Annotated in this window: 13 protein-coding genes; all 13 read right to left on the reverse strand. The window is 60.1% G+C overall.

The genetic code is table 11. The features are described from left to right. Window positions 1-649: 649 nt before the first annotated feature. The 13 genes from fliP to D5269_RS11010 all read right to left on the reverse strand — a co-directional run bounded on the left by fliP (window position 650) and on the right by D5269_RS11010 (window position 13,462). Complete coding sequence (fliP, locus tag D5269_RS10950) at window positions 650-1,462, reverse strand: flagellar type III secretion system pore protein FliP (protein ID WP_120485876.1); 813 nt, start codon at window positions 1,460-1,462, stop codon at window positions 650-652. Then, entirely contained in the window at window positions 1,455-1,853 is a 399-nt protein-coding gene (fliO, locus tag D5269_RS10955) for a flagellar biosynthetic protein FliO (protein ID WP_120485875.1), read from the reverse strand. The genes fliP and fliO overlap by 8 nt, the downstream gene beginning before the upstream one ends. Next, a complete protein-coding gene (locus D5269_RS10960; protein WP_016317854.1) occupies window positions 1,853-2,215 on the reverse strand; it encodes a response regulator in 363 nt (120 codons plus the stop codon). The genes fliO and D5269_RS10960 overlap by 1 nt, the downstream gene beginning before the upstream one ends. A gap of 121 nt (window positions 2,216-2,336) precedes the next feature. Next, the gene (gene fliN / locus D5269_RS10965) at window positions 2,337-3,755 is read right to left on the reverse strand and encodes a flagellar motor switch protein FliN (protein WP_120485874.1); all 1,419 of its coding nucleotides are present in this window, start codon (window positions 3,753-3,755) and stop codon (window positions 2,337-2,339) included. A 9-nt stretch (window positions 3,756-3,764) separates the two neighbouring features. Beyond that, entirely contained in the window at window positions 3,765-4,841 is a 1,077-nt protein-coding gene (gene fliM / locus D5269_RS10970; RefSeq protein WP_120485873.1) for a flagellar motor switch protein FliM, read from the reverse strand. A gap of 20 nt (window positions 4,842-4,861) precedes the next feature. Next, the gene (locus D5269_RS10975; protein ID WP_016317857.1) at window positions 4,862-5,884 is read right to left on the reverse strand and encodes a flagellar motor protein MotB; all 1,023 of its coding nucleotides are present in this window, start codon (window positions 5,882-5,884) and stop codon (window positions 4,862-4,864) included. Window positions 5,885-5,977: 93 nt separating this feature from the next. Beyond that, complete coding sequence (locus tag D5269_RS10980) at window positions 5,978-6,820, reverse strand: motility protein A (protein ID WP_016317858.1); 843 nt, start codon at window positions 6,818-6,820, stop codon at window positions 5,978-5,980. 33 nt (window positions 6,821-6,853) lie between these two features. Then, complete coding sequence (locus D5269_RS10985) at window positions 6,854-7,051, reverse strand: flagellar FlbD family protein (protein ID WP_016317859.1); 198 nt, start codon at window positions 7,049-7,051, stop codon at window positions 6,854-6,856. A 1,203-nt stretch (window positions 7,052-8,254) separates the two neighbouring features. Beyond that, a complete protein-coding gene (locus D5269_RS10990) occupies window positions 8,255-9,910 on the reverse strand; it encodes a flagellar hook-basal body complex protein (protein WP_120485872.1) in 1,656 nt (551 codons plus the stop codon). 91 nt (window positions 9,911-10,001) lie between these two features. Further along, window positions 10,002-10,391 (reverse strand): TIGR02530 family flagellar biosynthesis protein, encoded by a 390-nt coding sequence (locus D5269_RS10995; protein WP_016317862.1) that lies wholly within the window; start codon window positions 10,389-10,391, stop codon window positions 10,002-10,004. A gap of 30 nt (window positions 10,392-10,421) precedes the next feature. Further along, on the reverse strand, window positions 10,422-11,363 hold the full coding sequence (locus D5269_RS11000; RefSeq protein WP_120485871.1) for a flagellar hook capping FlgD N-terminal domain-containing protein: 942 nt from the start codon (window positions 11,361-11,363) through the stop codon (window positions 10,422-10,424). A gap of 18 nt (window positions 11,364-11,381) precedes the next feature. Continuing rightward, window positions 11,382-12,506, reverse strand: a complete 1,125-nt coding sequence (locus D5269_RS11005) for a flagellar hook-length control protein FliK (RefSeq protein ID WP_120485870.1) — start codon at window positions 12,504-12,506, stop codon at window positions 11,382-11,384. Between the two features lie 491 nt (window positions 12,507-12,997). Then, window positions 12,998-13,462, reverse strand: coding sequence for a flagellar export protein FliJ (locus tag D5269_RS11010; RefSeq protein WP_016317865.1), 465 nt, complete (start codon window positions 13,460-13,462; stop codon window positions 12,998-13,000). Window positions 13,463-13,478: the final 16 nt, after the last annotated feature.

A 13,478-nucleotide genomic window follows, 5' to 3' on the forward strand; every position in this document is an offset into this window, starting at 1 on the left:
GTCCCGTCCGGGCGGACGGCTTGTTTTTTGCTTGTGCAAAAAGCAAGGTAAAAAGCACACATAAGGGGGAACCCCCTTATGTATCCCCCGGAAGGGTGCCCGCCTTTGGCTGGGCGGAAAAGACACGCATGTCACAGCCCGCCTCTACCTGTTTTTTGCCCAGACAGGCCACGCCCACTCGCCCCGGGCTAGAAGCAAAACGCCTCCACATCGGTGCTCGATCGATCCCGACTTGTGAAACAACGTGCGAACGCCTGGGGGCATCCGAGGGTGCAAGTCAGCCCTGAGCATGAGCGTTTGTCGGGGGGCGCGGGGTTCTTTAAGGGGCGTCGCCCCTTAAATGCACTTTTGGTTCCTTTTCGTGCATCCGAAAAGGGACCCGCCGCGCGGGGGCGGACACCCCGCATCCCCTGCCGCCGGAAGGCGGCATCCTTCTTAAAAAGGTAAGGTACTGCACCGCTGTACATCCCCCACCATCGTCTGGGGGCGCGGGGTTCTTTAAGGGGCGTCGCCCCTTAAATGCACTTTTGGTTCCTTTTCGTGCATCCGAAAAGGGACCCGCCGCGCGGGGGCGGACACCCCGCATCCCCTGCCGCCGGAAGGCGGCATCCTCTTTCAAAAAGGTAAGATGCTGCACCGCTGCATATCTCTAATGGAAGCTGCGGGCAAGGTTGCCGAGGAGCAGCCCCCATCCGTCGACAAGGACGAACATCATGATTTTGAAGGGCAGTGAGATCATCGAAGGCGGCAGCATGACCATACCCATCGACATCAGGGTGCTTGAGACCACCATGTCGATGATAAGGAACGGGAGGAAGATCAAAAAACCGATCAGGAACGCGCGTTTGAGCTCGCTCGTGATGAACGCCGGGACGACGATCTCGAAGCTGAGGTCGGTCAGGTCCTCCGGGACGGTGATCCGCTCTTCCTCCGGGCGGCGCTCGTTGGCGATCGTGAGGAACATAGCCGCATCATCGGTGTAGATCTGGCGCACCATGAACTCCTTGAGCGGGCGCGCCCCCCGTTCGACCGCCTCGGTACGGGTGATCTCCCCGCGGCTGTAGGGCTGGTAAGCCTGGTCGTTGATCTGGCTGAACACCGGGTACATGATAAAGAGGGTTAAAAAGAGCGCAAGCCCAATCAGAACCTGGTTGGGCGGAGACTGCTGGGTTCCCATCGCGTTGCGCAGGAACGAGAGCACAATGATGATCCGGGTGAAGCTGGTCATCATGATGAGCAGAGAAGGCGCAAGCGCGATCAAAACCAGCGTAAAAAGCATCTCGAGGATACCGAAGGAACTTCCGGCCCCATCGCCGCTGCCAAGGTCGAGGGTGACCATCGGCGCAGCGAACGTATGCAGAGAAAGGCAGGCCACAGCCAGCACCAGCGTTACCAGGGCAGAAATCCCGAACCGCCGGAGCTGTTTTTTGAGGACCTTTCTGTTTTCGTTGACCTTATCCATCCGGTTTTTCCTTCTTCCCCCTAAACTTCCCCCCCTGCCGCCGCACCGCCTCAAAGAGCGACGCAAAATCGGCCGGGGTGGGTTCCGGCTGCCCGCCGCTTTCCGGGAACGCATCCGCGTCCAGCTCGGCAAGCAGGGTGAGCTGCTGCGGCGCCGACCCGACCAGGAACACCCGGCCCGCGGCCCGCACCAGGACCAACGCGCGGTCCGGCCCGAGCGCAACCCGCTCGACCACCCGCAGCCTGCCGCTGCCCGCGCCCGCACCGGCTGAAAACCGCCTGCCCACAAAACGCGTACAGGCCCACGCCGCCACGACCACCAGCAGGAACATCAGCAGGCCGCCGAACACTGTCAGGACAGAGGCGGCGCCCTGCGCAGAATCGGACGGCATCAGCCGAGGATTTTCGAGACGGTCTGGAGGATGCGGTCGGGCTTAAACGGCTTGACGATGAAGTCGAGCGCGCCGAGCTGGATTGCCTGCACGACCATCGCTTCCTGGCCCATGGCCGAGCACATGACCACCTTGGCGGCCGGGTTGTTGGCCTTGATCTCCTGAAGGGCCTGGATGCCGTCCTTGTTGGGCATGGTGATGTCCATGATTACGAGGTCGGGGTTCTCTTTCGCGAAGGTGTCGACCGCCTGCTGACCATCCCCCGCCTCGACCAGGTTGGTGTAGCCCGCTTTGGTCAGACAGTTTTTAATCGTCATTCGCATAAATGCAGCGTCATCCACAAGCATGATTTTCTTATCCATTTTCTAAATTCTCTCCTTCTAAAGCTGTTCTGAAAGTAAGCATTGAGATTCTTCCTATATCTAATCCGCTGAAAAGCGGGGTTCTCCGGGGTTTTGCCGGGCGCGGAGCGCGCCCGGTGGGTCAGTTGATGCCCGCCTTGAGGCTTTCCATCAGCTCTTTGGTGCCGACGATCTCGGTGATGCGCACGCCGAAGTTGTCGCCGATCACCACCACATCGCCGCGCGCAAGCAGCCTGCCGTTGACCACGATGTCCACCGGCGCGCCTGCCTGCTTGTTCAGCTCAATGACGGTCCCCTGCCCAAAGTCGATGATATCTTTGATCTTGCGCTTGGTCTGCCCGATCTCAACCGACACATCCAGCGAAACCCCCATCAAAAGGTCCATGTTGGAATTGGAGGCGGGGTTGTCGGTCTGCTGGACGCCGAACGCCGGGAACTGGGTGTTCTGCACGTTGAGCGGCTGTTTCAGCACCTGGTTGGGCAGCGCGGCGGCCTCGGGGGGCATCCCGTAGCCGTAGGGCGGGTAAGGATAGCCCGGGTAGGCCGGATAGCCATAGGGCGGCATCTGCGGATAGGGCGGATAGCCGGGCGCAGGCTGCTGCTGGTAGCCGGACATATCCGGCTGGGGCGGATAACCGGGCGCGGGCTGCTGCGGAGGGTAGCCCGGGGCCTGCTGCGGGTAGCCGGGTGCAGGCTGCTGGGGTGGATACCCCGGCGCGGGCTGCTGTGCCGCGGCAGGCTGCTGGGGCGGATAGCCGGGCGCGGGCTGCTGCGCTGCGGCAGGCTGCTGGGGCGGATACCCCGGCGCAGGCTGCTGCTGCGGAGGATAGCCCATCGGGGGTGCAGCCGGTTCGGGCTGCGGTGCTGCCGGCGCCGGTGCTGCCGCCGCGTTGGAAGGCAGCATCTCCACCTGCGCGATCTCCTGTTCCTGCTGGCCCGAAACCGAGGTTACGATGTCCTTGACCAGCTCGCAGCTCATGATGCTGCTGAAATCGCTGTCCATGACCCCCTCAATCGAGATATGGAACGAGATCGAGACGATCTCGGAGCCTTCGTCGGCGCCGAGCGACTGATAATAGTTTTCGTCCGAATCAATGACCGACGCAACCGGCGTGGAGATATTGACCACCTTGCTCAAAAACTCGGAAAGCGCGGTAGCCGCAGCGCCCATCATCTGGTTCATGACCTCACAGGCCGCGCTCATGCTCAGTTCATCAAAGACAAAGTCGTCGGTCGGCTCCTCTTCGTTGCCCATCAGCAGGTTCAGGATGATCTGCATATCCCGCTGCCGGAAAATCATTACATTATTGCCCGAGATGCCCTCGACATACTCGATCTTGACCAGCATGGCAGGCTCGAGCGCCGCGTAATCCAGGCTGCGGAAGGTGCGCATCTCAACCGTGGGGGTCGAGATGATGACCTGGCGGTCGAGCAGGCTGGAAATCGCTGTTGCTGAAGAACCCATGCTGATATTCAGGATTTCGCCGATCGCGTCTATCTCCCAGTCCTCAAGAAGGACGCTTGTCTGTGCTTCACCCATTGGTTTCCCTCATTTCCTCGTTTCTCTCATCTCGCTGCCGACCAGCCCGGCGTCCTCCCCGTCCTCTTCCGGGTCCTCCCCGGGCAGGGCCGGTTCCTCAACCGGGTTTATGCAGCGGTTTAACTTGATGGCCTTTTTGTCGTCCAGCTCACCGAGCTTTGCGGTGAACCAGGGCACCCCGCCAAGCGTGATATCGACATCGTCGTCGATCCGCTTGTTCAGCGGTATGACATCCATCGGCTGGAGCTGCATGATCTCCCAGAGCTTGAGTTCCAGCCGGTCGAAAGTCGCCTGAATCTTCATATCCGTGTTGCAGACGCCCTGAAGGAGGATCTCCTTCTTGATCCGCTCGTGATCCGGGTCAAGCCTGCGGTTATTTGTGCGGGTATACCTGACGCTGAACTTGTCAATGACCTCTTCGAGGCTCTCCGCGGGGATACAGATCGTCATGGGCGCGGTCATGTCGCCGATCTTGACGTTGAGCATCACGATAACGATGATCTCTTCCGGCGCGATTACCTGCAAGAGACGGGCGTTGGTCTCCACGCTGGTGAGCCTGGCGGTACAATCGATGCTGTTGCGCCAGGCGTCCTGCAGCTTCACCACGACCTTGCCGAGCACGTTCTCCAGAATCGCAAGCTCGATCTCGGTATAGTCGCGGGTGAGGTTGTGAAGCTCGCCCGAGCCGCCGAGCAGCCGGTCGATCAGATAAAAGCCGATCCCCGAATCCATATTCATGATGAGGATGCTGTCGCTGTAGTGCTCGCCCTCCGGCTTGAAGTTGATCAGCCCGAAAAGCGAAGTGTCCGGCAGCGAGTTGTTATACTCATAATAGCGCTGCTCCTCGATCTGCATGACCTGCACGTCGCAGACGTTGCGCAGCATGCCTGAAAGCTGGGAGGAAAGCAGGCGGCCGAACGTTTCGTGGATGCTGTCGAGCGCCTTGAGCTGTTCCTTGGTAAACTTTTTCGGGGAGTTGAAATCGTACTCCTTGACCTTCTGCGTCTCCTCTTCGACTACTTCCTCTCCGGAGCTCATCTTGGCAAGCAGCGCGTCAATTTGTGCTTGTGATAGTTGCTCTGCCATAAGCTAATCATCCAGCTCCTTCATTCTGTAGTCTCCCCATCCGGGGGAGCGGGGGGTTCCGGGCTGACCCCGATCCCGCCCGGCTCTGCCTCCGGGCTGGTCTCCGGCGTATTATCCGGGGCTGCCGCGATCAGGTCGTCGGCATCCAGCCCGGCATCCAGCGCGGTCTGCTGCGCGAGCGCCTCAAACGCATCCTGTGGGACGAGGATCTCGTCTGCGGAAGCCGACGAGGGGAACGCGCCCGGGTCGAACAGCCCGACCAGCTCCTGATACATCGGGTCGTCCGGGCTGAGCGCCGCGTTCTTGCTCACAATCACCATATCCACGCGGCGGTTCGCCTCGCGGCCCTCGGTGGTATCGTTGCTCTCGACCGGGTAGTTTTTGCCGTAGCCGATCGGGCGCATGATCGTCGGCTCCACCTCGCCGTTTTCCTCGAAGTAGATCGCAATCTCGCTGGCGCGCTCGGAAGAGAGCTTCCAGTCGGAAACCGCGTACCACTCCGCATTGGCGACCGAGGCGGTATGGCCGTTGATGTTGATGGTCATGATCTCATCCTGGACCGAATGCAGGCAGTCGCCGAGGAAATCGAGCACCGGGAATGCCGCCTGCCGGATATTCGAGCTGTCCGGGTCAAAGAAGAGGTTGTTTTTGAAACGGATGTAAACGGTGTTTTTGCCCTTGCTCACCTGCACCGATTCGCTCAGCCCGTTTTCCTCGGCGTAGCTTTTCATATATTCATAAAGCTCGTCGAAGCTCGCGGGCAGCTCGAGGTCGGTCCGGGGCATCGAATCGCTCTGCGCGGGGGTGGATTCCCCCATCGGGTTCGCCAGCTCATCGCCCTTGTCCTCAAGCGCGTCAATAACGACCTGCATCGTCTTGTCGCCCGGGTTGGCAAACGCCTTGACGAAGTTTTCCCACTTCTCGGCGTTGATGGTTGACATACTGAACAGCAGTACGAAGAAGCAGAGCAGAAGGGTCACAAGGTCGGAATAGGTATTCATCCATTCCGAAGTATTCGGCTCTTCACGCTGCTTTTTGGCCATGATCGCTCACCTGCCTTTTCCAAGTTTTCAAACCGGCATCCACAGGACCTGTCCACACGGTATCAGGCTGCTGTGCATACGGGGATGGGTGGTTTATTTTTTCTTGCCCTTCTTCTTGCCGCCCTCTTCTCCGCCGCCTCCGCCGGAGGAAGCGCCCTCCATCTTGGAAGCGAGGTAGCCGGGGATCAGCTGGGTGAGCTTTTCCTGGATAAACTTCGGGTTGTTTCCCGCCTGGATCGCCTGCACGCCCTCGGCCACGATCATCTTGCAGAGGTACTCCTCCTCATGCCGGACCTTGAGCTTGTTCGAGATCGGCAGGAACATCATGTTTGCGAGGATGGAACCGTAGAAGGTGGTAACCAGCGCGACCGCCATTGCCGGCGCAACCGCGCTCGGGTCGTCGAGCTGCTTCAGGAGGTTGATCAGGCCCATCAGGGTACCGATCATACCGTAAGCCGGGCCGTAGGAGGCCGCCTTGTCGTAGAACCCGCGGTCCTGCGCGTGGCGCTCGTCCAGATAATCCAGCTCGGTTTCGAGCAGGGTCTTCACCTTTTCGGGGTCAACCGCGTCGACCACCAGCATCATGCTGTTTTTCAGGAAGGTGTCGCTGGTCTCCTCGAGCTTGGTTTCGAGCGAGAGCAGGCCGTTGATACGCGCTTCGGTTGCCAGATCGACAATCTGCATAATGTATTCCTGCGGGATATACTTTTTGGGCATCAGGCAGATTTTGATGTGTTTGGGGATTTTGGTAAAAATCTTGATCGGAAATGAGAGCATCAGCGCCGCGATAACGCCGCCGATAACGATGATAAGGCTCGGTACGTCCAAGAAGTTGCCGAAGTTTCCAAATACGAGGCCTTTGGTTTTATCGAACGCTATTCCGAAGAACAGGACCGCGAACGCAGACAGGGTGCCGATAATTGTCATTAAATCCATAAAGAATTTCCCTTCCTTTCTCTGGCATCCGGGTTACATGCTGATATTATCCCGGTAGATGCGCCTGCGGAATTCGACAGTCTTGTCGATCACTTCCTGCATCGGCTCTTTCACAATATGCAGGCTGCCATTGGTCAGCAGGATAGTGGTGTCCGGGTTTTCGGTAATCGTCTCGATCAGGTCACAGTTGAGGGTGAACCTCTCTCCGCGCAGCTTGGTTAAGACTATCATAAGAATTGCTCCTTCTTTCTTTTCCCATATTTTTACGCTGCCCCTATTGCAGCAATTCCACAGGCAAACAGGCATATCCGCAAACCAATATGTCTGCTTGCCTGCGGGCGGCGGCCACGTTCTGCCGCCGCCTGATGCGGGGGGCCGCCCCCGCGGCGGGTTCTTTTTGTGCAGCACCTTACCTTTTTGATCAGTGTGCCGCAGGCGGCGCTGGATGCGGGGTATCCGCCCCCGCGCGGCGGGTCCCTTTTCGGATGCACGAAAAGGAACCAAAAGTGCATTTAAGGGGCAATGCCCCTTAAAGAACCCCTCTCCCCCAGGCGATGGTGGGAGAGGTACAGCGGTGCAGTACCTTACCTTTTTTTAAGAGGTGTGCCGCAAGCGGCACAGGGTGCCCGGTCCCGTCCGGGCGGACGGCTTGTTTTTTGCTTGTGCAAAAAGCAAGGTAAAAAGCACACGTAAGGGGGAATCCCCCTTATGTATCCCCCGGAAGGGTGCCCGCCTTTGGCTGGGCGGAAAAGACACGCATGTCACAGCCCGCCCCAACCTGTTTTTTGCCCAGGCAGGGCATACCCACTCGCCCCGGGCTGTGCCGCAGAACCTCACTACACTGTGCCCGATCGGGCCGGGCTTCCCAGCTTGCCGGGGTGGGGCACACGGGGAGGGGTCGCTGACCCCTAGCCCGTGAGGCGCATCTTGCCCGAGCGTCGCGCGCAAGCGCGCTTCGGGCTGAAAGCCCGAGAAGCGATGGGCGTTGTTTTGGTCGGGATTCCAAAACAACATGCGCCCCACCCCCCTTATGTATCCCCCGGAAGGGTGCCCGCCTTTGGCTGGGCGGAAAAGACACGCATGTCAGTGCCCGCCCCGGCCTGTTTTTTGCCCAGACAGGCCCCGCCCGCTCGACCCGGGCTGTGCCGCAAAACCCCACTACACTGTGCTCGAACAGATCGACGCACAAAGCTTGCCGGGGGAGTTCTCACAAGAGGGGGGCACTGCCGCCCCTCTTGTGGGGTGCGCCGAGCGGCTGTCGCGGCCCTGGCCGCGCTTCGCGCCTGCGCGAGAAAGCCGCGAGTGGGGGCGTTTTGGTCTGGAACCCAAAACGCCGCGCACCTTTGAGGAAGGCGCCCTGCGCCTGGACGTTTGGTCTGGAGCCAAACGTCCGCTGCCCCTTATGCCTCCTTCTCTGCCATTCAGCCTGTCAGATTATCGTTTTAGGTTAATCAGCTCTTCGAGCATCGTGTCCGAAACGGTAATCAGGCGCGAGTTCGCCTGGTAGCCGCGCTGGGTGGTAATCATATCCGAAAACTCGTTCGCGAGGTCAACGTTGGACATCTCGAGCGCGCTGTTCTTGAGTGCGCCGGTGCCGTCCTCGCCCGGCACCGCATACTGCGGTTTGCCCGAGTTCTGGGTCTCGGCAAAGTAGCTGTTGCCGCTCTGCTGGAGGCCCTTGGGGTTGTCGAAGTTGGCAAGGTCGATCCGGCCGAAGATCAGCCGCTCGCCGCCCGCCTGGCCGGTCAGCGTACCGTCCGCGCCGATGCCGAACCCGGTGATGTTCATGATCGTCTGCGGGCCGCCCTCGGTGCCGCCCTCGAGCTGGAACCCGGCGTTCAGGCCGAGGTTGCCGGACGGGCGCTGCGGGGTCATGTCTCCCAACGTAACAGTTGTCGAATCGGCATAACCGGCAGCCGGATCATCCGGGTCTTTGGGATCCAGTGCCGACTTCGGGATGCTGATGGTGAAGTAGTCGTTCTCATCCGCACCTGTCGCTGTGTTTTTGAGCATAACGCCCGCCGAACCGGTCAGCGCCGCAAGGGTGATGCCTTCAAGTTTATAATCCCCGACTACGACAGACCAGAGGTCGTTTGTAGTGTCGTGCGTGATTACCAACTGTGCACCAGCCGTGTCACCCGAAAAGGCGGAACCCAGCTTTTTCGCGATGAACTGAATGTTCCTGTCCTGTGCATCCGGACTCAGCGCGATCATGCCGCCGGTGGGGCCTGCATCGCTCTTGACAAGCTGTTCGCCGGTGATTACATCACCCGGATAGGCGGGATTACCCGTCATCGTGATCGGCGGGTCCATATTGAGCTCAAATTTGCCCGCCGGATGGGTCTCTCCCAGCTTGTCGGTAATCATGGTGTTTACCTGATCCATGAAGGCGCCAACATTGGCAAACGTGGAAGTCGGGTTGACATTGACCTCGATGTTGTTGCCCGAGATGACAACCTCGATATCCTGGCCAGCCGGCATATCGTAGGCAAGCGAAAAGTTGATGCTCGCGTTGCCCGCGTCGCCGACGTTGGTTGCCGTCATGGTGAACTCGTTGCCGCCGATCTTTTTGGTGACCGACGCCTGTTTCGCGTCGAGGGTGGGCAGCTCGATCTTGATGCGGCTGGTGCCCGGCTCCTGCCCGACGATACCGACCGTCGCGTCCTTGGCCTGGGTGCCGAGGACAAAGTAACCGTTTCCGTCCACGAGATAGCCGGTGGTCGGGTCGACGTCGAGCATACCCGCGCGGGTGTAGAAGATATTCCCGTCATTGTCCATGACCTGAAGGAACCCCTCACCGGTGATCGCCACGTCGAGGGGGTTGCCGGTCGGGGTCATGGAAGAAACCTCCATCAGCAGGTCGACGCTCGAGAGCGACGCGCCGTAACCGATCGCGGACGGGTTGATACCGCCGCGGCTGGAGGTACCCTGCGCCGCGTTGCGCACGTTCTGGTAGAACATGTCGCGGAAGGTTGCGCGGCTGGATTTGAAACCGTAGGTGTTGGCGTTCGAAACGTTGTTACCGATGACGTCCAGCCGCTGCTGATGCGAGCGCAGGCCGGAAACACCGGAATACATTGATCTTACCATCTATCTATTTCTCCTTGTTCTATAACGCCGGGACGGGCGCGGGCCTTTCGGTCAGTCGAGGCCCGCGCTGACCTCTTGCAGAGAAGTCCGGTCAGACAATAACCGTCCCGTTGATGTTTGTAATTGCGCTGCCCCGAAGGTCGCCGCCGAGCGTGGTGATAACCGTACCATTTTTCACGCTGACGATGAACGCGGTGGAATCGACCAGGATCAGGGTATCATCCATGCCCTTTTCCCGCGCGATGCGCACCCCTTCATAGAGCCGCTCCAGGCTGTTTTCGGTCAGCTCGATGCTCCGCTGCTGCACCCGCGCAGCCGCGTGTTTGGAAAATGCCAGGCCGCCGGCTTTGGCAAGCTGCTCGTCCAGAACCTCCCGGAAGGAGGCTTGCGCCTGTTCCTGCTGCGGGGCGACCGGGCTTGCAGCGGGGGTTCCGGTCACAACCGGGATATTCAGTCTGCGCTGAATCAGAAGCTGATCCATCCGCCCACCCCTTTCTGTTCAAATTCGGAATCAGGTCTCGTACCAAACATTGCGGGTGTCGCTGCTCTCGCGCACGTTCACCACGTCGGACATCAGGTACCATTCGTCCCCGATCATGAGCCGGTATTCCCCGCCCTTGGTGGAAATTTTGGTCACCCTGCCGGTTTTCTCGTCCGGGTCGCCGTCCTCGTCCTTGATCTTGACGGTAACCTCCTTGCCGACCATCGCGGCCAGCTCGCTGACCTTATCCGGGTCGAGCTCGATATCGGGTTCCTCACCGTCCACCGAGATCACGTTGTCGAGCGGGTACCACTTGTCGCCGATCTGGACCTGATACTTGCCGTCCTCGCTCGAGACCTTGTTTACGACCCCCTGTACGTTGACCGTCTTCCCGTCCTCGTCGGTGGTCTTGACCTCCACGTTTTTGCCCATCAGCGAGAGCAGGTAAGCCTGCTTGTCGGTGTCGGAGCCGGAGCTGGAACCAGTCTTATTATCGTTGATCTCCATGATCTGGTCAAGGGTAAAGTTTTTCCCGTTTACGGTGACCTCATACGAGTTATCCACCAGCGAAACCTTCTGGATCACGCCGGTTTCCTTGATGAGGTTGCCCGCCACGCCGAATTTTGCGGCTGTGATGTTCTTGCCCACCAGCGAGATGGCGTAGTTGGTTTTCTGGTAGCTGGCAAGCTCCTGCATCTGCTGCATGGTTGCGAACTGCGCAAGCTGGGTGACATACTGGGTGTCGTCCACCGGGTTCATGAAGTCCTGGTTCTGGAGCTGTGCGACCATCAGGTTGAGGAAGTCTTCGACCTTTACAGCCTTGTCATCCTCCTCGAACTTGACGCCCCAGTTGGTCGTGCCGCTGGTCCCGTCGGTCGGGGGGGCGGTCCACTCGGACGGGTCTTTATACTTGTTTTCGTTCCACCAGTCGCGGTAGCCGTAGCTGGTGTTGGTGTTGCCAATTGTCGACATTGCCTCTCCTCCTTTCGGTTAAATGTAGGCGTCGAGCGTGTCGTCCAACCGGACCTGCGGGTCCCATTCAACCGGTTCCTCGCCGCTGTCCATGCCGCCGCGCGCGCTCTGGTGCGCACCGCCGCCGGTGAACTGCTGCTGACGGCTGAACTGTTGCTGCTGCTCGGAGAAAGCGCTGTACTGTGCGGCGTTCTCGGCCGCCTGCGGCGCGATCGTCGAGATCTCGGTGACCTCCGCGTGGAGCGGGCGCAGCGCGTTTTGCAGCGACATCACCTGCTCACTGATGAGCTTTGCCACCTGCGGGCTGGACGCCACCAGCTTCATGGCGATCCCACCGTCCTGCTGGGTCAGGCTCACCGTGATTTCCCCAAGCCCTTCGGGTTTGAGTTTGACCACGAATTCGTCCTGTTTGCCGAGCCGGTCGAGGATGCCGTCGCGGAGCTGGCTGACCACCTCCTGCGGGTCGGGCCGCATGGTTGCTTCGAGCTTCTGCATCGGCTGTGCGGGTTCGAACCGGTAGCTGTTCGCGTGCGCCTGCAAAGCGTCCACGTCCACCGGCTGGCCCTCCTCTTTGGACTGCCCGCCCAGTTTTTCCCGCGCGATCTGCACCGCATTGCGGAACTGGTGCTCGCCCTGCATCAGGCTGCCGTCCTCCCCCGATTCCTCCGGCTGGCTGTTCTGCCCTGCCGCAAAAACCTGGATGGTGTCCTGCGCCTGTTCCGCCGGCTGTTCGGCTGTTGTTGTGTCGGCCTGCTGCACCGGGGCCTGCATCTCTTCGATCTGCGCCACCCGTCCGGCATCCTGCCCGGCCTGCGCCAGCGCCTGTACCTGTTCGGGCTCGAGCCCGAGCTGCTCGAGGATCTGCGCCGCCTGCGGGTTGCCCGACAGCAGCATCTCTGCCATCATCTGCATCCCCAGTTCAACGCCCTCGTCCTCCGCGTCGTCCTGCATCTGCCCCATCTGGGCGAGCAGCGCGGCCATCGGGTCGCCTTCCCCGTTCAGCGCGCCCATCAGCTGTTGGAAAAGCATCGCAAATCCGTCGCCAACCGGCTGCTGTCCGGCCAGCGCGCCCTGCAATGCGCGGAAGCTCACGCCCTGTACACCCTGTACCGGGGCCGCTGCCTGTACCATCATCTGTTCCATTTTCTGTTTCACCTCCTTTCAGTGCAAAGGAAGTTTGGTTCCCGACCAAACTTCCGGGCGCAAAGCGCCCTTCTCGGGTCTTCCCGGGCCTTTGGCCCGAAGCGCGGCTTTCGCCGCGACGACCCTGCGGGCTGCATCTCGGCCTAAGAGCCGCCTGCGGCGGTTGGCCTCGAAACGCTCGCTGCGGCTCGCAGTCGCGGGCTAGGGGTCAGCGGCCCCTCCCCGTGTGCCCCTCCCTTTCGGGCTGGGTGCTTCGTCTGCTTCTGAAATCTATGCAGGTTTCGTTGTCTGGGGGCATCCGAGGGTGCAAGTCAGCCCTGAGCATGAGCGTTTGTCGGGGGGCGCGGGGTTCTTTAAGGGGCGTCGCCCCTTAAATGCACTTTTGGTTCCTTTTCGTACATCCGAAAAGGGACCCGCCGCGCGGGGGCAGACTCCCCGCATCCCGGTGCCGCCTGCGGCACACCTCTTTCAAAGAGGGGGGTGGAAGGGGCCTATGCTCCTTCCAGATATTCCTCGGATTCGCGGATCATTTTTGCGGAGACGAACTCCTCGATAAAGAGCTCTTCGGCCTTGGCAACCCCTTTGCGGTAAGCCTCGAGCTGTTTTTCCTGCAATTTTTCGAGCTTGGAAACCTCCTGGGTGGCGAGCACGACCGCGGAGGTCTGCTTCTGGACCTCGAGCAGGACGAGCTTGAGGTCCTGCCGGAGCTGCCCGACCTGCTGGCGGATGTTGTCGCGCTGGGCCTGGAAGGCGACCAGCTGGAACACCGCAATCCCCTTTTTCTGGCCGCGGTTCATCTCCTCCGAGATGCGGCAGGACTCGTTTTCGAGCGAGTCAATCCGCTGTTCGAGGTCGGACTGCCGCTTGCGCACCACTGCGAGTTTATTTTTTTCTTCGGTGAGAAGCTGGTCTTTGTAGTCCAGCATCCTGCCGAGGGTAAACTTGAATTTTTTCATCCGGAACGCCCCCTTC

It is taken from the genome of Anaerotruncus sp. 1XD42-93 (assembly GCF_009917605.1).
GTDB lineage: Bacteria > Bacillota > Clostridia > Oscillospirales > Ruminococcaceae > Anaerotruncus.

Bases quoted from the DNA above. Each gene is read 5' to 3' on its own strand.
- fliP (WP_120485876.1), bottom strand. From the start codon at position 1,462: ATGGATAAGGTCAACGAAAACAGAAAGGTCCTCAAAAAACAGCTCCGG.
- fliO (WP_120485875.1), bottom strand. From the start codon at position 1,853: ATGCCGTCCGATTCTGCGCAGGGCGCCGCCTCTGTCCTGACAGTGTTC.
- D5269_RS10960 (WP_016317854.1), bottom strand. From the start codon at position 2,215: ATGGATAAGAAAATCATGCTTGTGGATGACGCTGCATTTATGCGAATG.
- fliN (WP_120485874.1), bottom strand. From the start codon at position 3,755: ATGGGTGAAGCACAGACAAGCGTCCTTCTTGAGGACTGGGAGATAGAC.
- fliM (WP_120485873.1), bottom strand. From the start codon at position 4,841: ATGGCAGAGCAACTATCACAAGCACAAATTGACGCGCTGCTTGCCAAG.
- D5269_RS10975 (WP_016317857.1), bottom strand. From the start codon at position 5,884: ATGGCCAAAAAGCAGCGTGAAGAGCCGAATACTTCGGAATGGATGAAT.
- D5269_RS10980 (WP_016317858.1), bottom strand. From the start codon at position 6,820: ATGGATTTAATGACAATTATCGGCACCCTGTCTGCGTTCGCGGTCCTG.
- D5269_RS10985 (WP_016317859.1), bottom strand. From the start codon at position 7,051: ATGATAGTCTTAACCAAGCTGCGCGGAGAGAGGTTCACCCTCAACTGT.
- D5269_RS10990 (WP_120485872.1), bottom strand. From the start codon at position 9,910: ATGGTAAGATCAATGTATTCCGGTGTTTCCGGCCTGCGCTCGCATCAG.
- D5269_RS10995 (WP_016317862.1), bottom strand. From the start codon at position 10,391: ATGGATCAGCTTCTGATTCAGCGCAGACTGAATATCCCGGTTGTGACC.
- D5269_RS11000 (WP_120485871.1), bottom strand. From the start codon at position 11,363: ATGTCGACAATTGGCAACACCAACACCAGCTACGGCTACCGCGACTGG.
- D5269_RS11005 (WP_120485870.1), bottom strand. From the start codon at position 12,506: ATGGAACAGATGATGGTACAGGCAGCGGCCCCGGTACAGGGTGTACAG.
- D5269_RS11010 (WP_016317865.1), bottom strand. From the start codon at position 13,462: ATGAAAAAATTCAAGTTTACCCTCGGCAGGATGCTGGACTACAAAGAC.